This window comes from Snuella sedimenti (genome assembly GCF_016428595.1).
Classification (GTDB): domain Bacteria; phylum Bacteroidota; class Bacteroidia; order Flavobacteriales; family Flavobacteriaceae; genus Snuella; species Snuella sedimenti.
In genome coordinates, this window is sequence record NZ_JAELVQ010000002.1 from 249,367 (window position 1) to 270,378 (window position 21,012).

The 21,012-nt window shown below is 34.9% G+C and carries 21 protein-coding genes; 5 read left to right on the plus strand and 16 right to left on the minus strand.

The features are described from left to right. Nucleotides 1–142 precede the first annotated feature (142 nt). A complete protein-coding gene (locus tag JF259_RS02855; protein WP_199113108.1) occupies nucleotides 143–988 on the plus strand; it encodes a universal stress protein in 846 nt (281 codons plus the stop codon). A 116-nt stretch (nucleotides 989–1,104) separates the two neighbouring features. Here the strand turns inward: JF259_RS02855 and JF259_RS17785 are convergent, their stop codons facing one another. From JF259_RS17785 to JF259_RS02875, 4 genes are all read right to left on the minus strand, one after another. After that, nucleotides 1,105–1,287 (minus strand): nucleotidyltransferase family protein, encoded by a 183-nt coding sequence (locus tag JF259_RS17785; protein WP_394370573.1) that lies wholly within the window; start codon nucleotides 1,285–1,287, stop codon nucleotides 1,105–1,107. Beyond that, nucleotides 1,239–1,385, minus strand: coding sequence for a hypothetical protein (locus JF259_RS02865; RefSeq protein ID WP_199113440.1), 147 nt, complete (start codon nucleotides 1,383–1,385; stop codon nucleotides 1,239–1,241). Before JF259_RS02865 ends, JF259_RS17785 begins: the two co-directional genes overlap by 49 nt. Before the next feature lie 58 nt (nucleotides 1,386–1,443). Further along, on the minus strand, nucleotides 1,444–2,244 hold the full coding sequence (locus JF259_RS02870; protein WP_199113112.1) for a class I SAM-dependent methyltransferase: 801 nt from the start codon (nucleotides 2,242–2,244) through the stop codon (nucleotides 1,444–1,446). 91 nt (nucleotides 2,245–2,335) lie between these two features. Next, nucleotides 2,336–2,863, minus strand: a complete 528-nt coding sequence (locus JF259_RS02875) for a GNAT family N-acetyltransferase (protein ID WP_262894861.1) — start codon at nucleotides 2,861–2,863, stop codon at nucleotides 2,336–2,338. A gap of 254 nt (nucleotides 2,864–3,117) precedes the next feature. Here JF259_RS02875 and JF259_RS02880 point away from each other — a divergent pair, with 254 nt between their 5' ends. Next, entirely contained in the window at nucleotides 3,118–6,534 is a 3,417-nt protein-coding gene (locus JF259_RS02880; RefSeq protein WP_199113116.1) for a tetratricopeptide repeat protein, read from the plus strand. 91 nt (nucleotides 6,535–6,625) lie between these two features. On the opposite strand, the gene JF259_RS02885 is transcribed toward JF259_RS02880, so the two are convergent. Together JF259_RS02885 and JF259_RS02890 are read right to left on the minus strand one after the other, a co-directional pair. Continuing rightward, nucleotides 6,626–7,162 (minus strand): acyl-CoA thioesterase, encoded by a 537-nt coding sequence (locus tag JF259_RS02885; protein ID WP_199113118.1) that lies wholly within the window; start codon nucleotides 7,160–7,162, stop codon nucleotides 6,626–6,628. 477 nt (nucleotides 7,163–7,639) lie between these two features. Next, entirely contained in the window at nucleotides 7,640–8,218 is a 579-nt protein-coding gene (locus JF259_RS02890; RefSeq protein WP_199113120.1) for a YdeI/OmpD-associated family protein, read from the minus strand. 320 nt (nucleotides 8,219–8,538) lie between these two features. On the opposite strand from JF259_RS02890, the gene JF259_RS02895 reads away from it, so the two are divergent. Further along, a complete protein-coding gene (locus tag JF259_RS02895) occupies nucleotides 8,539–8,799 on the plus strand; it encodes a hypothetical protein (protein ID WP_199113122.1) in 261 nt (86 codons plus the stop codon). Between the two features lie 286 nt (nucleotides 8,800–9,085). Here the strand turns inward: JF259_RS02895 and JF259_RS02900 are convergent, their stop codons facing one another. The 3 genes from JF259_RS02900 to JF259_RS02910 all read right to left on the minus strand — a co-directional run bounded on the left by JF259_RS02900 (nucleotide 9,086) and on the right by JF259_RS02910 (nucleotide 12,107). Beyond that, a complete protein-coding gene (locus JF259_RS02900) occupies nucleotides 9,086–10,078 on the minus strand; it encodes a phosphotransferase (RefSeq protein WP_199113129.1) in 993 nt (330 codons plus the stop codon). A gap of 284 nt (nucleotides 10,079–10,362) precedes the next feature. After that, a complete protein-coding gene (locus tag JF259_RS02905; RefSeq protein WP_199113138.1) occupies nucleotides 10,363–10,764 on the minus strand; it encodes a MotA/TolQ/ExbB proton channel family protein in 402 nt (133 codons plus the stop codon). A gap of 11 nt (nucleotides 10,765–10,775) precedes the next feature. Next, nucleotides 10,776–12,107 carry a serine hydrolase domain-containing protein gene (locus JF259_RS02910; protein ID WP_199113140.1) on the minus strand — a complete coding sequence of 444 codons (1,332 nt, stop codon included), beginning with the start codon at nucleotides 12,105–12,107 and terminating at the stop codon, nucleotides 10,776–10,778. 334 nt (nucleotides 12,108–12,441) lie between these two features. Between JF259_RS02910 and JF259_RS02915 the strand changes: the two genes are divergently transcribed. Then, nucleotides 12,442–13,347, plus strand: coding sequence for a sensor histidine kinase (locus tag JF259_RS02915; protein ID WP_233164067.1), 906 nt, complete (start codon nucleotides 12,442–12,444; stop codon nucleotides 13,345–13,347). A gap of 3 nt (nucleotides 13,348–13,350) precedes the next feature. Continuing rightward, nucleotides 13,351–14,067, plus strand: a complete 717-nt coding sequence (locus JF259_RS02920; RefSeq protein ID WP_199113144.1) for a LytR/AlgR family response regulator transcription factor — start codon at nucleotides 13,351–13,353, stop codon at nucleotides 14,065–14,067. A 123-nt stretch (nucleotides 14,068–14,190) separates the two neighbouring features. On the opposite strand, the gene JF259_RS02925 is transcribed toward JF259_RS02920, so the two are convergent. The 7 genes from JF259_RS02925 to JF259_RS02955 all read right to left on the minus strand — a co-directional run bounded on the left by JF259_RS02925 (nucleotide 14,191) and on the right by JF259_RS02955 (nucleotide 20,781). Continuing rightward, nucleotides 14,191–14,820 (minus strand): NAD(P)H-dependent oxidoreductase, encoded by a 630-nt coding sequence (locus JF259_RS02925; RefSeq protein WP_199113146.1) that lies wholly within the window; start codon nucleotides 14,818–14,820, stop codon nucleotides 14,191–14,193. Beyond that, nucleotides 14,820–15,539, minus strand: coding sequence for a GNAT family N-acetyltransferase (locus JF259_RS02930; protein ID WP_199113148.1), 720 nt, complete (start codon nucleotides 15,537–15,539; stop codon nucleotides 14,820–14,822). Before JF259_RS02930 ends, JF259_RS02925 begins: the two co-directional genes overlap by 1 nt. Next, nucleotides 15,536–15,985, minus strand: a complete 450-nt coding sequence (locus JF259_RS02935) for a DMT family transporter (RefSeq protein ID WP_199113150.1) — start codon at nucleotides 15,983–15,985, stop codon at nucleotides 15,536–15,538. The genes JF259_RS02930 and JF259_RS02935 overlap by 4 nt, the downstream gene beginning before the upstream one ends. 1,700 nt (nucleotides 15,986–17,685) lie before the next feature. Continuing rightward, a complete protein-coding gene (locus JF259_RS02940; protein ID WP_233164068.1) occupies nucleotides 17,686–18,324 on the minus strand; it encodes a Crp/Fnr family transcriptional regulator in 639 nt (212 codons plus the stop codon). A gap of 37 nt (nucleotides 18,325–18,361) precedes the next feature. Further along, the gene (locus JF259_RS02945; RefSeq protein ID WP_199113152.1) at nucleotides 18,362–19,093 is read right to left on the minus strand and encodes an NAD(P)-dependent oxidoreductase; all 732 of its coding nucleotides are present in this window, start codon (nucleotides 19,091–19,093) and stop codon (nucleotides 18,362–18,364) included. Between the two features lie 439 nt (nucleotides 19,094–19,532). Further along, a complete protein-coding gene (locus JF259_RS02950) occupies nucleotides 19,533–20,474 on the minus strand; it encodes a hypothetical protein (RefSeq protein ID WP_199113154.1) in 942 nt (313 codons plus the stop codon). Between the two features lie 109 nt (nucleotides 20,475–20,583). Then, on the minus strand, nucleotides 20,584–20,781 hold the full coding sequence (locus tag JF259_RS02955) for a hypothetical protein (RefSeq protein WP_199113156.1): 198 nt from the start codon (nucleotides 20,779–20,781) through the stop codon (nucleotides 20,584–20,586). Between the last annotated feature and the right edge of the window lie 231 nt (nucleotides 20,782–21,012).

Sequence of the window (21,012 nt, forward strand, 5' to 3'; positions counted from 1 at the left end):
TTTTTGTGCCGAAAATACAATGCTTAATACTATTATGCTAATTTTTTTTTACAACATAAAATACATAAGTGCTACTGACATTTATCATAGTTTTGAAAGTGACACCGTGCTATATTTACTGGTAAATCTATTTTATAAAGAGATGAAAACGATATTGTTACCTACAGATTTTTCTAAGAATTCATTAAATGCCATTTATTACGCCATGGAGCTGTTTGAAAATGAAGTGTGTAATTTTTATGTTCTTAATGTTCAAAAGGCGTCTTCGTTTATAACGGACGATATGTTGGTAGTCTCATCGTCGGCGACTATTTATAATACGATAGTAGATGCAGCAAAGAAATCTATAGCCAATATTATCTCAAAAGTAAAAAAGCGTTATAATAATAAGAAGCACAGTTTCCATTCTATTGTAGACTACGATAATTTTATAGATTCAATTAATCAAATTTCGGATAAATATGATATTGATTTAATTGTTATGGGAACCAAAGGTGCTTCTGGGTTGGAAAAAGTAATTTTTGGGAGCAATACCGTTAGGGTAATACAACGGTGTAAAGTACCTGTTTTAGCAATTCCCAATGGTTGTAAGTTTAATGGTTTTGAACGCATTGCTTTTATTGCAGATGCGCCTATGAAGTATAGAGTCAAAGATTTTACACCGTTGAGTAACTTTATGTTACGCCATCAATCTACGTTAGACGTGCTACAGGTAATTAATGATAAGAACACCAATAGCGATAGGCAGCAATGTACTAACTTTTTTGAAGAACATTTTAGCAATGTAACTTATAGTGAACTGACTATTGGAGAGCGGGATATGTATAATATTATCCATGATTTTATGGTCACTAATGCAGTAAGTTTACTAGCCATGGTAGATAAAAAACATTCCTTTTTAGAACGCCTGTTTACCACTCATACCGTTGAAGCCTTTGCTTTTAAAGTGGATATTCCGTTTTTGGTGATGAAACATTCTACACATTAAATAATGAAGAAATGTAATAATAGGGTAAGTAGAGCAGGTGTTTTTATAAGCACTATGTTATTCTCTTAACCCTTTACTTTGCAGACCTTTATTTCCAATTTGAGCCATATGGTTTTCTAGAGCTTTGTTGTAATCCGTTCTTTGTAGATGTGCAGGTCGAATCCGGGAGTGGGAACGACCTTGAGGTTGAACAAATCTTTCAGACCATAGCGCGCAATGTATTCAATATTATTTTCAGGATTTAATCTTACTACAATGGATGCGGCTGTTTCTTGACAAAATAAGTGCCTGCCCAACAATCTTTTAGTTTTATAATTCTAACGGTCTTTAGAATATCGATCATCCACACATCCTCTTCAATAGTTTTAATTAATTTGTTTTCTAAGTTTTGGTTCATTCAGGGGGAGATAGATTTTAAGGTTTTAATGCTTTTTAGGTGTTAATTCATGGTTTTGCTAATAGGAAGCGTTTTTTCCTCGAACTTCGTTCAATTTCATTGTCATCGAAATAGCTTTGCTATCTAACCATTCATTATATTCTTCAATGGCTTTTAACCTTAAATCGTTATTTAAATAACCTTCTTCCACCATTTGAGTTGAACTTGCAACTTTAGACCAAATACCAACTTTCGATTTAAAATCGATTCTATGTTTTTCATAATGTTCGTCTGCATTTAATTTTTCGATTTCATTTAATCCAATTTCTTTCATAAGATATGGTAAATCTTCTGTTATGTTATTATTCATTCCAGCATCATTTCTCCATTTTAAAAATATTTTGTAAAACTCTCTCATACTTTTCGGAGGTATTGGATTCCACTCCAAATTATGATGATTGTAATCAAGTATGGAAATTTTTCCGTTGGGTTTTAGTAAAGATTTCATTTTTAATAAAGCTTCTTTTGGATTGCTTAACCATTGGAAAGTCCTCGCAGAGACAATCAAATCAAATTTTTCGTCGGTTTCAAAATTAAACAGGTCGGAGTGTATAAGTTTTAAATTTTCTATTTTATTAAATGTTTTTGTTCCTATTTTAATAAAAGTTTCCGTATTATCTATTCCAACAACTTTCCCAGAAATGCCAATAAAATTTGCTATATCTTTTGAAATCGAGCCGGTCCCACATCCCACATCTAACACTATCATGTCTTTTTTAAGTAAAGGTTCAAGAGTTCTATAATCTACTTTTAAGCTTCTGTTGTCAAATAGTTTTGCGGTTGTTTTCCCATCTCTTTCGATGTGTTTGTTTTTTTTCATATTGCTACTTTCTTTATTGCCATAAAGGTTAATCGTTACGTTAAAGAGATTAAAAAATATTGGGTGTAATGTGCTAAAATACGGGGTTATATTATAACCATTCAATACGGCTAATCTTGTACCTTCTATCTATGCAATTGTCATTTACGTTAAAAAATTCAATATCACGATTAAAGAACTTGTCTAAAATTTTGACAGATTTTCCATTGTTCGTATTAACATTGGCCGTAATAATTTCTAAATTGAGAGTGCCGAATCCGTAATCGATCAAACCCTTTGCTATTTCGGTTCCGAATCCATTACCCCAAAATTGTTCCCTTAACCTATATCCAATTTCATCTTCATTTTTATCATTTTTTAGATACGCAGCGATACCCAGAAAAGGAATTCCGTCTTTGGAGTCTACAGCCCAAACCTTTGTTTCTGAATTACCTTCTGATTTTAAATATTTTTGAAAATGAGCATTACAAGTTTTTCTATCCATCGTATCTCTTGGAATCGGATTCATAACATTTGGATTGCTCATCATGTCGTAAAATGCCTCCTTATCATCTAATTTCAATGGACGAATAAAGAGTCTTTTCGTTTCAAATATTATTGGGATATGATTATTGATCATGACTGCTCAAGGAATATGCTTTATTGTATTAAATTTACTTTCAAAGATACTTCTTTATGTAAAATATTTCTGAGTTTTTTAAGGCTTTATAAGGTGTTGCACCAATAATCGAGGATAGAGGTTTTTTGTTCTACAAAGCTTAAACATTCTTATAAATTAGGTCATATCAGGGTTTTGAAAGCGAATAATTTTTAAACTTAAGCTTTAACTGTTAACTTTATAACATTATAGTTCCAACCAAACCTTAAATAAACGTGAAATACAGGCTTTGTATATTGTTTTTAATGTATTTTAGTTTTCCTTTCCTGTATGGACAAACTCCAACGATTGATAGTTTACAGCAAGCATTACGAAAAGCAGATTCTGATTCCTTAAGGATACGGATCCTAAAAAATATTTCTTGGGAGTACTTAAACAATAGGTCCAATGTTTCTATGGCCGAGATTTATATTGATAGCATTTACAATCTAAGCCGTCAGGCAAATATTGAATGGGGAGAGCTACTGGCAAGGTACCAATATGGTGTTTTAGAGCGACAAAAAGGTAATTATGAAGAGGCATTAGAGCATTTTGATGCTTATATGAAGTTTTCGGATGCTCATAACGATCCGATTCAGGTAGCTAATGGAGCGTACCAAAAAGCAATTATTTATGACTACCGAGGCCAGTACGAAAAAAGTTTAGAGATTTATTATCGTATCCTTAAAGTCTATGAGGATGCCAATGACGAATACAGTGCAGCAAACATCTTAAACAGTCTGGGTGAGATCCTTAAAAAGTCCAATCGAATTGAGGAAGCACTGGAAAATTACAATCAAGCTTTAAAGATATTTATCAAATTAGATGCTAAAGCCGATATGGCTAATTGTTATTTTAATATTGGTGCAACCTATCGTTTACAGGAACGATATGATGAAGCATTGGACTATTTAAATAAGGCTCTTGAACTGGATACAGATGTTAACAGTATATGGGGCATGGCTTACGATTATGAGGCTATTGGTGAAGTTTATAATTTACAGGGCGATTACCAAGATGCTTTAGAGGTACACCTAAAGGCGCTTGAATTAAGGGAGGGGCTACAGCAAAAGAGAGAGTTATCTGCTATTTATACACAGGTTGGTATTGATTATTTAAAGCTTAAAAATTATGAAGCAGCAAAGAATAATCTAACCAAGGCATTGGAACTTGCAGAAAATGTGGGATCAGTAGAAGAGTTGCAAAGAACTTACGATGGTTTGTCAAAATTGTATGCTGAAACCGGGAATTATAAAGAAGCTTATAATTTCAATCAGAAGCTAACTGTCGTTAAGGACAGCATATTCAATAAAACCAAGTCCAGACAAATTGAAGAACTTCAGGAAAAATTTAATTCAGAAAAAAAGGAAGCAGCTATCGTTGCGCTTGAAAAGGATGCCGAAATCAAGGATTTAAAATTAAAAAGACAAACCCTTTTTAGGAATATATTTATTGCCATAACCATAGTTGTTTTAGTATTATCCTTTTTATTGTTTAATAGGTATAAATACAAGCAACGTATAAAGATAGAGCTTATGGAGAAAAAGAGGTTGGTAGAAGAGGCAGAGCAAAAGACTGCATTTGAAAAACAACGGGTAGCTAAGCTTGAAAAAATAGATCAGCTTAAAGACCAGTTTCTAGCCAATACCTCGCACGAATTACGAACACCGCTTAATGGCATTATAGGTTTGTCGGAATCTCTCAAGGATGGTGCTGCCGGTAAATTAACGCCAAAAGCTATTGACAATCTAAATATGATTATTCATAGCGGTAAGCGCTTGTCTAATTTGGTAAACGATATCCTAGATTTTTCGAAGCTAAAGAATAAAGACTTAGTACTGTCCTTAAAGCCCGTTGATATCCATTTAATAGCAAATTTGGTTTTAAAAGTTTCAGAAACCTTGGCAAAAGGGAAGGACTTGCGTTTAATTAATGCCATTCCTAAAGATGCTCCTTTAGTAGAAGGAGATGAAGATAGACTTCAGCAAATTTTGTATAATCTTATCGGGAATGCTATAAAGTTTACAGAAACGGGTGAAATTAAAGTAAGAGCTAAAGAAAAAGATGGTATGATGGTTATTGCAGTCTCAGATACTGGTATAGGCATTCCTAAAAGTAAATTCAAAACTATTTTTAAATCCTTTGAGCAAGTAGACAGTTCGACTGTTCGAACTTATGGGGGGACTGGTTTAGGACTATCCGTTTCTAAGCAACTGGTAGAATTACATGGAGGAACCATTGAAGTTGCTTCTGAGGTAGGGAAGGGAGCTGTATTTACATTTACCTTGCCAATTAGCCCTAAAGCAAGACAAGATGTGGTTGTTTCTGAGGATGGTAGGCCTTATATAAATATTCAAAATATAGAAGACGATTCTAGTGAAAAGCAGTTAGAACATAATACAAATGATAAAGCCAAAATAAGAGTTTTAATAGTTGATGATGAACCTATTAACAGGCGTGTGTTAGAGAACCATTTAACGTTGGCTGGTTATGGTGTCGTAGAAGCACGTAGTGGAAAAGAGGCTTTGGAGTTATTGGAGCAGGAAGATTTTAATTTAATCCTTTTGGATATTATGATGCCCAATATGTCTGGGTACGAAGTGTGTGAACATATTAGAAAAAAGTATTTAACTAGCGAGCTGCCCATTGTTTTGCTAACAGCAAAAAACAGGGTAAGTGATTTGGTTACAGGGTTTAATGTAGGAGCTAATGATTACCTAACCAAGCCTTTCGCAAAGAATGAGCTGTTAAGCCGAATCAAAACACATTTAAACTTAAATGGTATTCATAAGGCAACCAGCAAGTTTGTTCCATCAGAGTTTTTGAAATCTGTAGGGAGAGAGGCCATTACCGATGTGGTTTTAGGCGATCATATCGAAAAAGAGGTAACTGTTTTGTTTTCAGATGTACGTGATTATACCGCTCTTTCGGAGTCTATGACACCAGAGCAAAATTTTAAGTTTGTGAATGCTTACGTGGGACGTATGGGGCCTTTAATACAAGAAAATAAAGGTTTTGTAAATCAGTATTTGGGAGATGGTATTATGGCTTTGTTCCCAAACGAGGCACATCATGCACTGGACGCCGCTATTGCTATGCAAAAAACGATTATAGTCTATAACAAGAGGCGCATTAAAGAAGGATTTAAGCCTATTTCTGTGGGTGTAGGAATGCATACCGGAGCTTTGGTAATGGGAATAATTGGGGATGTACATAGAAATGATACGGCTATTATTGCCGATACGGTTAATACGGCTTCGCGTATGGAAGGTGTTACTAAATATTATGGTGCCAATATTATTATAAGTGAAGCCTGTTTAAATACCATTAAAGAGAGGGATATTTATCATTTTAGGTATTTAGGTAAGGTGAAAGTAAAAGGTAAGCATAAAGTTGTAGGTATTTATGAGTGTTTTGATGGTGACGATGATCTTACTATTGCTTTAAAAATAAAAACCTTAAAGGATTTTGATAAGGGGATGAAGCATTTCCTGAACAAAGAGTTTCCCAAGGCATCGGCGGCATTCGATAAGGTACTTACCAAAAATCCCAAAGATGCTGTTGCTAAATATTTTGTAACCAAATCGGCCGAATATACTATTGCCGGAACACCAGACGATTGGGATATGGTAAACACCATGAGAAGTAAATAAGCGGGAGACTCCCTTAGTGGTTGCTGTAATTAAAAAGAGACATGGCTACTTACTCAAACTAGTTGCACAAGATTTGTGTTGTTTTAAGATTTTAGATGTCTTCATTACTCAATAAAGTCTGATCATTTTTAAATAGATCCAACACCATTCCTGAAGGTGGTTTTACAGGGCCATTATATCCGCAAGTATCCAAAATGGTTTTCATATTTTGGATTTCTCTATTTTTTACAAAGGCAAGCTTTGTATAACCGATGGCACATACCTTATTGTTTTGTCTGAAAACCTGACAGTGGTAAGCCCACTTGTCATCCCAACCCTCTAGGTATAATGTAATACTGAATTTAGTCCATCTTTTTAAGGGTTTTTTATAAATAACCTTTTGAGATCCCAATACGCCAAACATGCCTTTGCTAAACGTGTTGGCGTACAATTTTGTTCTAAAAAGTAATTCGTATCGAATAAAGTCCATGTAATAGCAATATCTGGAATTGGACATATACCGGAAGCCTTCACAATCTAAGATGCTTACTCTACGATGTCTGGTGATCTCAGAATCAACATCTACTTTGCTTAGAAATAGTTTGGAGCTTATATAGATGTAAATAACGTGAATCCAGTAATAAAACATGTTGGTCTAAATTATAGTCAGGGTTCGGTGCAATTCCTAAGCATGAAATTTCATAGAAAATCTTCCGAATTAAGTGTTGTAACATGTTAAAGTTAGTGAAATCATTTTGATTGCTATTGTAATGGGGACTTCCTTTATTTTCCTTGCCCAATTCAGTTTTCTGTACTCTTGAGGTGTCATGTCAGTTTTGGAATTACTACATTAGACTAGGCATAAAGTTGAGAGAAGATGTTTGCTAGTTGTTAACTTAATATACTATATTTTCTTTAAATCAGTTAAACCGCGATTGCTAAAAAAGTAAATGACATTGAACATCCATTCATGAACGCACTTTTTACAACTTCATCTTCTGTTACAATTCCTATAAAAATATCTTTATTACCCGATTTTGGACAATTCAAGTTTATCAAACAGCTATTTTATGAGTAAATTCTCTTATGTTCATGAATTAAGCTTGTCGGCTTGCCCCGAGGCAATTTACGTATCGTTTAATCCTTTTCCTTTAAATATTTTTGGGGCGTATTTCTCAATCCGCGAGGTGCGGGTTTTGGATTGCTTGGCCTGCGAGAAGTATAGTAAATAGCCCCGCTGACGACCGGGTGTTAAAGATTGGAAGGCAGTTTCGAAATTCGAATCGGCATTAAATTTTATTTGTAGCTCTTCTGGTATATCAAATTCGGAGGTGTCTTTCATCTTGACTTCCAAACCGGCTTTTTCTACTTCAATGGCTTCAAAAATATAGGCTTTGATGGTGTTTTCGAGTTCGGCTATTTCCTGTTTATTGGTAAATCTGAGTTGTCGTGCCGATTGGACGTTTTCGGTTTGTTGTACCAGTAGGTCACGGGTATCGGCTAACAACGCTCCCTTATAAAACAGTAATGCACAATAGGCTTTGAAACCGTGAATAAGCACAATGTTCTTACCCTGAAAGGTGTAACAGGGGTGTTTCCATTTAAAGTCTTCGGTGAGTCCGCAATCCAAACAAAGCTTTCGGAGTAATGTCATTTCTTCTTGCCACTTTTTGGTCTTTGCTAAAAAGGTATCTACTTTTTCCATTTTAAATGTTTTGGGCTGTTATCGGGTATTTGATCTAAAGTGTCAGAGTACAACAATTAAAATGCACAACTTCATTGAAGGCATTAACAATTTATTAGTTCAAACTTATAATTTTTTAATTTTATTCCACTATTAAATTTCTGTTCTTAGGGTATTTTATTGAATAATTATTCCATTTGGTTGTTAAACAGCTTCATGGCAACGATTATCTTCTTATTACCTTCATAATCGGAGTTTATGACATTTTTTCAAATTTCTTTTTGCTTATTCCTCAATTTAGAAGTGTAAAAACTTAGTATTAATAATTTAAAAAGAAAACTATGCCAGAACATAATTTAAATCGCGGACAAGAGGTACAGGTGCCAGGTAACATTACTCAAGTTATCGTTCAGTTTACAGCGTACCATAATAATCGTGCTCAGTATACACTAACTACAAATGGAGGAAACCCTACTGGAGGAGGAGCTATCCTTAATGATGGTGATAACCATGTAGTGCAATTAAATGGTTTTAATGGGGTTAGAAATGTTACTCCTAATGGGATTGGAGGGCAAAATCCAATAATTCAAGTGCGTTGGTAAAAGTAAAGTGTTGTTGTTATTAGCACTAGAAATAGTTTTTTAATCTCCCCACGGTTAACTCCAGATTATGCATTAATTTAATTAAAATGAATTCCTCGACACTCTGCGTCGGGGTTTCCGTTGAATTCTTTAATTAATGGTTTATATGGTATTGTTTTGTTTTCAAGTGTCGGATGATGGTTTGTGTATGGTTTGTTATGTTGGTTTCGTTCCTGATTTTGCTAATATAAGCTCAATAGAAAATCCATTAGGGTTTTTGTAAGTAAGCTGGTGGCAGTAATATATTCTATATGCTAGCCACAGAGGGCTTTTCGATATTATTGTATTCAATCCAGGATTTTAGTCTTTCTAGATAAAACATTTTAAGGTAATTTTCTGATAAAAAGATATTCGACCAATCAAACCTTTGAGCTTGAACACCAAGATAAAAAACAAAAACGGCTAAGCCTGCTTTAGGAATTAATTTTAATTCACTATTGGACAATGCTCTAATACTTTGATAACCGTCTAAAAAATATTTTATTTTTAATTCGTATTCTTTCTTGTCACTTTCAATATGAAATAGTTGTTTGCAAAAATATCCAAGGTCTAAAATTTGTGCTCCATTCCCGCAAAAATCAAAGTCGAAAATTGTAATTTCTTTATCATGTGTTATTGCCATATTATCATACCAAATATCCATATGAACTACTCCATTTGGAATAGTTTCAAAATCAGTGTTTTGGAAGAGCTCCCTAATTTCTTTGATAAATTCCATTTCAGGCAGTTTTTCTGAAAAGAATTGTTTTAAATGCTCATAGGGTAATTCTAAAAGTGATTCTTTGTTATAGGCAATTCGGTCAATAGTTTTATTTAAAGTTAGATTATGAATTTTCGCCATTAAAGAACCAATTGCAAAGCAAGTCTCTTTATCCATAAATCTAATTTTCTCTCCTTGTGCAAAGGAAAAAAGTATTGCGTATCTAATGCCTTCAGGCGCATTTATTTCTTGAATGAATCCACCCGTTTTATCTTGAATAGGAAAGGAGACACTTAGGTTATTTTCCTTTAGAAGGTTTAAAAGTTTTATCTCTTCAAGGATTTCAGGTTTTGTTCGCCAATTATGACTGTAAATCCTTAAAACATATTTTGTTTCATTATCCGAAAGAAAATAAGTGTGATTCATTCCAGTTCTAAATAAATTACAAATGAAATTTTCATTCAACTGATATCTGTCTTTTGCAAATTCACCTAATTCTTTTGCTGAAAGTGTAGACCTTGAAACTGGTAGTTCCATCATTTTTTATCTATTAAATTGAGTGTTTGGTTTTTAAAGTTGTTTCTGCCTAAAACATAGGAGCCTATTATATTTTAAACTCCAAATGTAATGCGTTATATAGCTTGTTTTGGTACTTTTTTTACTGTTTTTTTATTCTTAACCGTTATTTCTGAACCTTTAGCAATAATATAATTTTTGGACAAGCCTTGTTTACAATCTAAGATTCCTGTTAACCGAATTATGAGCTTATTTGGTGATTTCCAGGTACAAGTTTAAAAGATTATTATCAATTTTGTTTACATAATTTAGTTGTGAAGGCCTTTTAAAACAATAATGCCTATTCTGGGCAAAATAAAGGTAAAACTACCAAAAAGTGTTGTTAAGAGCGTTACTTTTAGTCCGTCTGCTATTCTAGCTGAACCAATATCCTTCATGGCCGAAATAGCATCAAAAGCTTCAATCAAGCCAAAAATGGAGCCTAAAAGGCCAAAGACCAAACCTAAAATACTAACGTCGGATGCTAAGCCCATCATTTTCCTGGACTTTTCCGGATGCTTTCTTAAATTAAAAAAGCCAAAAAACAAGAAGGTTAGAGCCAGTAAAAGACATATTAAAATAAGGGACATAAAAAAAGGGCCGCCTTCGTTAAATCGTTTTGATAATTCGGAAAAAAGACTTGGGTTTTGTAAAAGTGCTATTGTTGTCATAATGTTTAAATTTAGTGTTTTTTAGTTAATGTATGTGACTTACCTGCCTGTGTAAAGATTAAAGTCTGCTTTTCTAAATCAAATTTTAGGTGGATTCCGAATTCGTTATGTACGAATTCATTATTTTTTACTGCTTCTAAGGGGAAAAGCATGTTGGCATTAGGTCCTCCTTTTAATACCTTGCCCTCTGCAACAAAATTAAAAGTATAGGGTGTTTTTTCCTTGCCCATATGTCCTTCATAAACCCCAGCATAGGGTGCTATTTTCGCTGCTGTTAATGCAATAGTTTTTACTGCAGTTTTCACTGGCAATAAGTTTTGATTCTGACTGGCTAAAAATGCGTTTTCAACAATATCGCTTATTGAATAATTTAAAGCATTTGTAAGGATTACAATGGTTATTTTCTGTTCTGGTTTATAAGTAGCCTCAGAGATAAAACCATCAATGCCCCCACCGTGTCCATAAGCATCTTCCCCATTAAATAACCCACTTGCATAAGGGATATGCTTAACTTTAAGCATGGTTTCAAGGCTTTTTTTAGATATTAGTTTCCCCGTAAATAAGGCTTCGTAAAATGTGACCAGATCATAGGGTGTAGCCACAATACCACCAGCTCCACCAGGTACACTCCTATGGGTTTCTTCAGATTCTATTAGCTTACCATCTTTATAATAAAAGGAAGCACATTCGTTATTTTCTGCATTTTTTTTGCCTCCATAGTAGGTGTTCTTTAAGTTTAATGCATTTACAATCCTTTTTTTAAGTGCTTCAGCATAAGGGATCTTATCTATTTCTTCAATAATATAGCCTAAGAGTAGGAAATTACTATTGGAGTATGCGCTCTTTTCGCCAGGTTTAAATATTCCAGGGTATTTTTGTATTCTTTCTAACATTTCCTCTCGGGTAGTGCCTTTTATACGCCAGGTGTTAAAGTCTTTGGCTTTGGTAATTTCAAATAAACCACTACTGTGATTTAGCATATTGGCTATCGTGATGTTATCTGCATTAGGTATCTGGGGAAAAAAGTTGGAGAGTCTATCTGTTAGCTTTAATTTGCCCTCATCAACCAATTGGTATACCATGGTTGCTGTATAGGTTTTTGTAATGGAGGCAATTCTAAATTTAGATTCTTTAGTGATGGGGTATTTCTTGTTATCTACCATATTGGCATAACCAACATGTTTGTCATAGATAACCTGTCCATTTTTAGAGATCACCAAGGTTCCCATCATTTTATTGTTATCAGATACGTTTTTGAAAAATGAATCTAAGGCCTTGAATTTTTCTTGTTGGGAAAAGCATAAGGAAGTTGTTAAAAGAAAGAGAATGACTAATTGCTTCATTTGTTTATAGTTTTAATTAAACGCACTACAAACATAAATGGCATTTCGATCCTAAAATTTAAAATGCGACGAATGACCCTTTTAGTTCCCTTTTTTACCAAATGCTAAAACGCTTGTTAAATTGGTCATTCGTCTACAAAACCCACATTACCATAAAAAATATAGTATTATTGTAAGGTGGTATTTTAGCATGCTAAAAAAAATTATTTTAAATAAGGTTGGGCAATTGGTTCTTCACGCGCTTTTTTGGTGTGCGGTGCTCTTTTTTTACACGTATTTTTTTGGCTTTAACAGTCACGATTTTAATTATGTGCTCTCTTTTTCTTTGTTCTTAATGCCCATTACCATTGCCACGACCTACGTATCTATCTATAAGCTTATTCCGGATTATCTTATTAAAAAACGCTATTTCCTTTTTGGTTTGTACAGCTTTTATACGCTAGTTATTTCGGCTTATCTAATTGTTGTTTCCGTTTTTTTCGGACTTATTTACCTTTCTAATTTTGAATATGCTAATATGGCGCCCATTAGCCGTAGTTTGATATTTGTAGCGGTTGCTGTTTATTTAGTGGTTATTATAGTAAGCGCATTTAAGCTGTTAAAACTTAATTTAAAGCACGCTGAAAAGACCAAGTTACTGGAAACAAAAATCTTGGAAACACAATTAAAGCTAAAGGAACAGGAATTGAACTATTTAAAAATGCAAATTCATCCGCACTTTCTGTTTAACACATTAAATACCCTGTATGGATTTGCCTTAAAGAAAGCCGATGAAACGCCTGAAATGATTTTGAAACTTTCCAATTTGTTAGACTATTTACTGTACCAAATTGATAAGCCTTTTGTATTGTTAAGTGAAGAAATAGAACATATTAATGATTATATCGAACTAGAAAAAATGCGCTTTCATGACACTTTAAATATTTCTTTTACAACGCATAGCAGCTCTAAAGATTTAAAAATTGCCCCGATGCTTTTATTGCCATTTGTAGAGAATAGTTTCAAGCATGGCAGTATAAAACAAGGTGAACTAAGGATTAAGATTGATTTAAAATGTGAAAATCAAATCGTTTGGTTTAGTATAGAGAACACAGCGTCAATAACAGAAACCTCACAAAAGGGGATTGGTTTGGATAACATAGAAAAACGTCTGGATTTATTATATGATAACAATTACACTCTAGATGTCGAGGATAAAAAAGGTATATTTAAAGTAACTTTAAAACTAAAACTAAAGTAATACTTGCAGCAAGAAAAGAACATATCGTGTATTATTATCGATGACGAAGCTATTGCTAGGGAAGTGATAGAGACCCATGTGTCCAAAATTCCGAGTATCACTATTGTAGGGAGTTACGGTAACGCCATTGATGCTTTTAATTGTTTACGGAAACATACTATAGATTTAGTATTTCTCGATATTAACATGCCTGAGATATCGGGTATTTCCTTTGCTAAATCCATTAATAAGAACATAAAAATAATCTTTACAACGGCTTACAGGGATTATGCGGTTGAAGGGTTCGAGCTAAAGGCCGTAGATTATTTATTAAAGCCTGTTGCTTTTGATCGCTTGCTAAAAGCTGTAAACACCTATTTTGAAACGGTGCAATTTTTTGAAAAAAAGACACTTATCGGTGCTGAGGTAAACGATTTTATTTTTGTGCGTTCTGATAGAAAAATGATTAAAATAGACTTTGATGCCATAAGATACATTGAAAGCTTTAGTGATTACTTAAAAATCCATTTGGATACTAAAACGGTTGTAACGCGTGAAACCATTAGTGCTATTGAAGCAAAACTGCCAAAGCGTAAATTTATGCGTATTCATAGGTCTTATATAATAGTCGTTGCACATATAAACTCTTTTATAAATGAGCATATTACCATTTTAGAGACGCCCCTACCTATTAGTAGAAGCTATAAAAATGAGGTGTTAATGGCCTTAGAAAAGTACTAAGTACCGCTTTACTCCATAATCGAGCTTTAAAAGCTCCGAGCCTTACCTCGAAATCAAAAAATAATTTCCTATAACTGCCTCGTGTGTTTGTACCGAGGTAGTTTACAATGTTAGCTCCCATATTTATAAGGTTTCAAATAAATAATCCAAAGGTTTCCTAACCTTAGCTAAGTATTGCGTATGGTCTTCTTTATCTCTATATCCAATAGCGGTAACGACCGAAGCATTAAGGCCTTTTTTGTTTAAACCGAGTATCTCGTTGTACTTGTCAGCTTCAAAACCTTCCATGGGGCAGGTATCTATCTTTAGTTCCGCGCATATGGACAATAAATTGGCCAGCGCGATATAGGTTTGGTTTTTCATCCAATTAAATAGTTCATCGGCAGACTTCTCCTTAATTTTCGTTTTCATAAAATCGCCATAGCCACTAAGTGCATCTAACTGAAGGTTCCGTGTTTTTGCTGTTAAATCAATGTACTGGTCTACTTGTTTGGGATTCACATTGGTATAGTTACAGAAAACAAACAAATGCGAGGCCTCCGTTATTTGCTTTTGGTGCCACGAAGCGGGCAGGAGTTGCTCCCGTATTTTCTTATCCTCGATTATGAGCACTTTATACAATTGTAATCCATATGAGGAAACAGACAATTGTACAGCGGTTTTTATAGTTGCTATGTTTTCGGGAGAAACCTTTTTGCTGGGTTCAAATTTCTTGGTGGCATAACGCCAGTTGTGATGCTTAATAAATTCCATTATTTCTGTGTGTAATTTTCCATTAAAAAATCAATTGTAAATCCCATCTTTTCGTACATCCCTTTTGCCATTTCGGAAGCTTGGAGAGTTGCTATAGACACCTTTTGGTCTATCGCCATGTTTAAAACCTGATGCATGATTTCATTTGCATACCCCTTTTTTCGATGCTTGGGGCGTATTCCCAGACTGTGTATGCCAATTACATGATTGGTAGTGAACAATAAAACCGTTCCAATTATGGCTTTTTTGTGGTATACCAAAACATATTGGATATCGTTCTTAGTTTTTATAATTGTTTCTGTACTAATGTTATAGTTAAAGGCTTCGTAAAATGTTTTATGCCATTTCTGTGCACTGCTTTTGTTTGTTACTCGTTTAAATTCAAGGGGTATTTGTGTCATAAATTTACCCTTAAGTGTTAAGCTCATACCATATTGTACGGATTTAAGGGAAAAACACTTGTAATCTACCAAGGGACTTTTGGTTTTTTTATCATTGAAGTATGAAAAAGTCAATGTGGCATTCCCGTCCATTTTTGATTGTATGCTGTGTACGATGTCTTCCGAAATGGAGGCATCGGTCCAAATACGATTGGGCCATTCCGAATTGGTTATATAAATATAGTAAATGGAGGCCTCTTTAAAATAACTTTTAAAGGATTGTCCCGCTACTTGCCATAGTTGGGTTAAGTTGTTAATATTTAATTGGGTATTGTTCATTTTGAATTGATTAATATGATGCCGGTTATCATTGCAAATGTACCGATGATTTGTTTTGTGCTTATGGGGTTAACCGGAAGGTTTAACCAACCAAATTTTCCGGCCACAAGTGAGAAAAGGAGTTGACCGCAAAGCCCTAGGGCTATCATTTTTGAAATCCCCAATTTTGGGATGGTATAAAAATAGAGGGAGATCCCTATCATACTAAAGAGTCCACCGATAAACCATAAATACCAAGGTACTTGCTGTATGGTGCTTAAATGTACTCCTTCCTTGTTAAAAAATAGGATAAAGAGTCCGCCAAAAATGGTACTTGCGATCGAGGTTGAAACAACGGCTATAACTGGGTGTTTTACCAAGGTTCCCAGTTGGGTGTTAAAACCGGCTTGCATAGCTAGAAACACCCCTCCCGTAAATGCCAATGTATAAATTCCGATTGATTTCATGTTGCAAAGGTGCAATGCAAATTGAACTTTTGCCTTTACATATGTTGATTTGGTAGTTTTTTTGAACATCCGTAGTGTGACATAATGCAAAGAACAGTGTTTTTCCATTCTGATATTTTGACGAGCTCAACACAGGCTTTGGAGGAATCGCTATGATAATCAGAATATTTCTCTCTACCATTTCGATTTCGTTCAATGTCCGTTTTGAAAGACAGGGGGGTGAATGAGTGGGATCCTTCGCTTCACTGCGTTGCGCTTTGGGTAATAGGGGTTTTGGGTATTAGGTTTTAGGTAAAGGGAGATGTCATCCAGAAGGAGGTCTTTAGCCGACTGAAGCATCTATTGCTTGGGAGGTTGAATTTGGAATTTTGAAAACTGAGAGGTTATTGCTAGTGTTGTGATTTGCTTGGGATCCTTCGCTTCGCTGTGCTGCGCTCTGGATGATAGTTCTTTACTTTTTCCCATCGCCGGAAAAAGTAACAAAAAGGTCTAGGCTTACACTAAAAGCCTACAAAATGCTACGCAGTTCGCCGCCACGGATGAAAATACCTCCCCCTCATTGCTTCGGGGTCAAACAAGATTTTCATCCCAAGCCCTTCGCTGCCTGCTTGATTTTTAAGGCTTTTGGTGGTAGGCCACTTACTTGAGATCCTTCGCTCCACTGCGTTGTGCTTTGGGTGATATGGGTTTTGGGTGTTAGGTTTTAGGTAAAGGGAACTGTCATCCAGAAGGAGGTCTTTAGCCGACTCAAGCATCTATTGCTTGGGAGGTTGAATTTGGAATTTTGAAAACTGAGAGGTTATTGCTGGTGTTGTGATTTGCTTGGGATCCTTCGCTCCACTGTGTTGCACTCTGGATGATAGTTCTTTACTTTTTCCCATCGCCGGAAAAAGTAACAAAAAGGTCTAGGCTTACACTAAAAGCCTACAAACTGCTACGCAGTTCGCCGCCACGGATGAAAATACCTCCCCCTCATTGCTTCGGGGTCAAACAAGATTTTCATCCCAAGCCCTTCGCTGCCTGCTTGATTTTTAAGGCTTTTGGTGGTAGGCCGTTTATTTAATATGCTTCGCTTCACTGCGTTGCGCTTTGGGTGATAGGGGTTTTGGGTATTAGGTTTTAGGTAAAGGGAGCTGTCATCCAGAAGGAGGTCTTTAGCCGACTGAAGAATCTATTGCTTGGGAGGTTGAATTTGGAATTTTAAAACTGAGAGGTTATTGTTGGTGTTGTGATTTGCTTGGGAGCCTTCGCTTCGCTGTGCTGCGCTCTGGATGATAGTTCTTTACTTTTTCCCATCGCCGGAAAAAGTAACAAAAAGGTCTAGGCTTACACTAAAAGCCTACAAAATGCTACGCAGTTCGCCGCCACGGATGAAAATACCTCCCCCTCATTGCTTCGGGGTCAAACAAGATTTTCATCCCAAGCCCTTCGCTGCCTGCTTGATTTTTAAGGCTTTTGGTGGTAGGCCGTTTATTTGATATGCTTCGTTTCACTGCGTTGTGCTTTGGGTGATATGGGTTTTGGTTCTTAGGTAAAGGGTGCTGTCATCAGAAGGAGGTCTTTAGCCGACTGAAGCATCTATTGCTTGGGAGGTTGAATTTGGAATTTTGAAAACTGAGAGGTTATTGCTAGTGTTGTGATTTGCTTGGGATCCTTCGCTTCACTGGGTTGTGCATAGGATGACAGAGCGCAAATGATTACTAATATTCATTTAGTTTTTTACGAATCCTGCTTAATTGGGTGGGCGTGATCCCCAAATGTGAGGCTATATAATGCAATGGAATGCGGTTTTCAATATTGGGATGGGTGTTTATAAAGTCAAGGTACCGCTCTTTGGCTTCTTTTAAAACAATCTCTATTTCCCTTTTTTCTTTATCGATCACCCAATTTTTTTCAAGATAGGAAATATAGAAGTTTTTTAAGTCTGTATGTTGTTCTATTAGTTGTCGGTACTTGCCATAGTTAAAACTGATTAGGATTGATTTCTCGATTATTTCAAGTGCGAAAAGTGAAGGCTTGTTTGTTAAGGCCGATACTGTAGAGCCAACAATATCGCCTTTTAAAAAAATATTTTTATGGTATGCATTGCCATCGTCGGAAATGTAATAGGAGACTACAGCACCCTCACAGAGGATGTGGATGTCCTTGGATGTTTTTCCAATGGGGAGTAGTTGTTCGCCTTTTTCTAAAATTTTAATCTTTGCGATGTCTAATAGCAAGGTAATACTCCTATCGTTAACGGGGTAGTACCTGTTAAAAACACTTTGTATAAACGTTCTGTATGCTTCCGTATCACTCATGGATGCTGTATCTGATGTTTGGGATGCTGCATGGGGCATTTGCAAGGTTTAATGCAGTAAAGATATTGAACAATAATTAAACTAAGGAGGCTGTATTATAGATTATGGGCATTTGTCCTTTCCATTGATGCCACAGTTCGTTGTTGTTAATTAAGTTGGACATGAAATGGGCGACGTTAATGCGACTGGTTTTGCCTGCGTTAAAAATAGCACTTCTTATTGGGGAGGGGTATAGTTTGTAATCGGAGATCTCTGCTTCGTGTGTTAAATTGTCCGGTCTAACGGCAACCCATTCGATATTTGGATCGTTTTGGCCAATCTTTATCCTAAGATAATCGGCTGCTTTTTCATTGTCTACGTGTGGGGGCAACAATAAGCGAAGCAATGCGATAACGCATTTTTGGGCGAAAGAAATGGGTTCGGTTATATCCCTGTTTCTATTGCCGCTTGTATTCATTAAAATAAACTTTACGGGGTGTTCGGGATTGCTTGTTTTAATGGCATGGCATAGCCTTCTGGTCGCGTCGGTAACAAGTTTTCTTGGGTGTCCGTAAACGCCTTTCCATGTTAAATTATGACCGAGGCAGGATACTACAGCCTGACAGCCGTTAACGTGTTGGCGCATTTCACTGTCACTAAGTTCCAGTACAGAGGCATGGATTGTATGTAATTGCTTGTTGTTTTTCCAGGATTCTGGTAATTTTTCGAGGGATCTAACAATTATCTTAACCTTTTGTCCGCTGCTTAAAAGTTGTTCAACTACTTGTCTTCCCGTTGCGCCACTAGCGCCCACTACTAAAACTGCCATTTAATTTTTTTAAGATTAGTTGTATATGTAACGTTTTATTTTGACTCGATAATCGAGATTTAAATGCTTCGAGCCTTACCTCGAAATCAAAAAATAATTTTCTATAAACGCCTCGTGTACTTGTACCGAGGTAGTTTACGCTTTTATGACGACTTTATGGGAAAGTTGTTACATCAAGACATACTGTTTATATAACCTAGAGTAACCTTTAATATGAAGTAAAGGTGAAGGAAATATGGAGGAAAGGTGAAGGAGTAGCTTTTTTGACCCGTCCTGAGAGTCCTAATATCTCTTCGAAATTCTGGAAGAATTTAATACTCCGACTTCGCTCAGTAGAGGTATCGAGAAGTACTTTTGGTGGGGAATTTATTTGTTTTCGATACACCAAATCACAGATTTGGTACTCAAACTGACATATATTCTTTATCCATTATTCACGCTAAATTACTTTAGTTGAAGATTGAACCTTTTTTATGTTATTATCTTTTTTCTTTAAAGAGGTCAAAACGATTAGAGAACATGAGAATAAGATTGTAATCACCAACTTTATGGTTGAAAACGAATAATAACCCGTAACAAGCTGTAAACAATAAGTTAGGACAGGTATAGTAGTTATTACAATTGACGTGTATAATGGGTTTAAAGTTTTTAAGGCTTTTTGTAAAAGAAAAAGTGGTAATGCCATTGAAATTAAAGCCAAAGCTAAAAATTCAGCAAGTACGGTTGGTTGAACCAACAGTTGGGTTGGTTCTGAAATTATAAGTAAAAGAGAAATTACCAGTAAGCCATAAAACCTTAGAGAAACAACTAAAGAGGCAGAAAGATTTTTGGTTGCTAATTCTTTAGAAATTTTCATAATAAATGCTGCGATCATTCCTCCAATGACGGTTACAATACTACCATATTTTAGTATTTGGATGGAATTGGATTCACTCATCTCCTGTGCGACTAATGATAACATCAAAACAAACATTATTAATAAAAGCAAGGCAGTGATTAAATTATTTTTGTTACTGACTTTTGACTTTCTTAAATCAAGAATAAATAGATTAATAGGAATAGCCCCAAGAAATAAACAGGAAAATACAGCAGGACTTAATACCTTTAAACTGAAAAAAATAACAAACCAAATTACTGCATTAAGTAAGTTTAACCATAGAATAGATTTTCTATTTTCTTTTATTAGAGCAATATTTTTAGTTAGCTCGCCAAAATTTAAAATTGAAAAAAATACAATTGTAAATATCGAAGTATAAAATAATAAAACAATTGGCTCTATTGATCTTGTTGTATGATTTATAAAAACATTAGAAATAGCACATGTAATTACGTATACAAATATGTAAGTTCCTCCTTTTGAAATAAATGTTTTATGTGGCATTTGGGGTCTTATTTTAAAATAGGTTTACAATTGTCTTATTATAATTCTATTGATGGTAGTTAGGTTGTATTTGGGCATTCTAATGTTAGCTTGTCTCAAAGCTACGGGTTTATTTATGAATTTTTTGTTTTCTAAGGTTATATCTGGTTATCAGTCCCATAGCAATGCCAAAAAAGAATGTATTGAATAAAAACTGATATATGTTGAATTCTTGTCCACCCAAATAGTCATTTCCAGTCATTAGGCAAGAAAAAGCCAATCCAGAAATCAGACCTGATTTTATCGATTTTTTAATTGTGTTGTTCATTGAATATTTTTATAGTTCTTTTTCTTAGGCTTGATCAAATTATGATTGTCTATCCTTTTTTCTTAATATCTCTAATTGCAGCTAACATTGCTAAAATTATAAGTAAGTTTGATACAATTCCAGAAATTGGCCCCTTGTGAGGATGATTGAAATCAAGTTCAATAATATTATAAATTATAAGCACTGTACTTCCAAAGATTATAATATATATAAAGTGAATTGTTTTCATTT

Coding starts and splice junctions, on each gene's coding strand:
- JF259_RS02855 (WP_199113108.1), top strand. CDS start 143: ATGAAAACGATATTGTTACCTACAGATTTTTCTAAGAATTCATTAAAT.
- JF259_RS02865 (WP_199113440.1), bottom strand. CDS start 1,385: ATGAACCAAAACTTAGAAAACAAATTAATTAAAACTATTGAAGAGGAT.
- JF259_RS02870 (WP_199113112.1), bottom strand. CDS start 2,244: ATGAAAAAAAACAAACACATCGAAAGAGATGGGAAAACAACCGCAAAA.
- JF259_RS02875 (WP_262894861.1), bottom strand. CDS start 2,863: ATGATCAATAATCATATCCCAATAATATTTGAAACGAAAAGACTCTTT.
- JF259_RS02885 (WP_199113118.1), bottom strand. CDS start 7,162: ATGTTTTATTACTGGATTCACGTTATTTACATCTATATAAGCTCCAAA.
- JF259_RS02890 (WP_199113120.1), bottom strand. CDS start 8,218: ATGGAAAAAGTAGATACCTTTTTAGCAAAGACCAAAAAGTGGCAAGAA.
- JF259_RS02895 (WP_199113122.1), top strand. CDS start 8,539: ATGCCAGAACATAATTTAAATCGCGGACAAGAGGTACAGGTGCCAGGT.
- JF259_RS02900 (WP_199113129.1), bottom strand. CDS start 10,078: ATGATGGAACTACCAGTTTCAAGGTCTACACTTTCAGCAAAAGAATTA.
- JF259_RS02905 (WP_199113138.1), bottom strand. CDS start 10,764: ATGACAACAATAGCACTTTTACAAAACCCAAGTCTTTTTTCCGAATTA.
- JF259_RS02910 (WP_199113140.1), bottom strand. CDS start 12,107: ATGAAGCAATTAGTCATTCTCTTTCTTTTAACAACTTCCTTATGCTTT.
- JF259_RS02915 (WP_233164067.1), top strand. CDS start 12,442: ATGCCCATTACCATTGCCACGACCTACGTATCTATCTATAAGCTTATT.
- JF259_RS02925 (WP_199113146.1), bottom strand. CDS start 14,820: ATGGAATTTATTAAGCATCACAACTGGCGTTATGCCACCAAGAAATTT.
- JF259_RS02930 (WP_199113148.1), bottom strand. CDS start 15,539: ATGAACAATACCCAATTAAATATTAACAACTTAACCCAACTATGGCAA.
- JF259_RS02935 (WP_199113150.1), bottom strand. CDS start 15,985: ATGAAATCAATCGGAATTTATACATTGGCATTTACGGGAGGGGTGTTT.
- JF259_RS02940 (WP_233164068.1), bottom strand. CDS start 18,324: ATGCCCCATGCAGCATCCCAAACATCAGATACAGCATCCATGAGTGAT.
- JF259_RS02945 (WP_199113152.1), bottom strand. CDS start 19,093: ATGGCAGTTTTAGTAGTGGGCGCTAGTGGCGCAACGGGAAGACAAGTA.
- JF259_RS02950 (WP_199113154.1), bottom strand. CDS start 20,474: ATGCCACATAAAACATTTATTTCAAAAGGAGGAACTTACATATTTGTA.
- JF259_RS02955 (WP_199113156.1), bottom strand. CDS start 20,781: ATGAACAACACAATTAAAAAATCGATAAAATCAGGTCTGATTTCTGGA.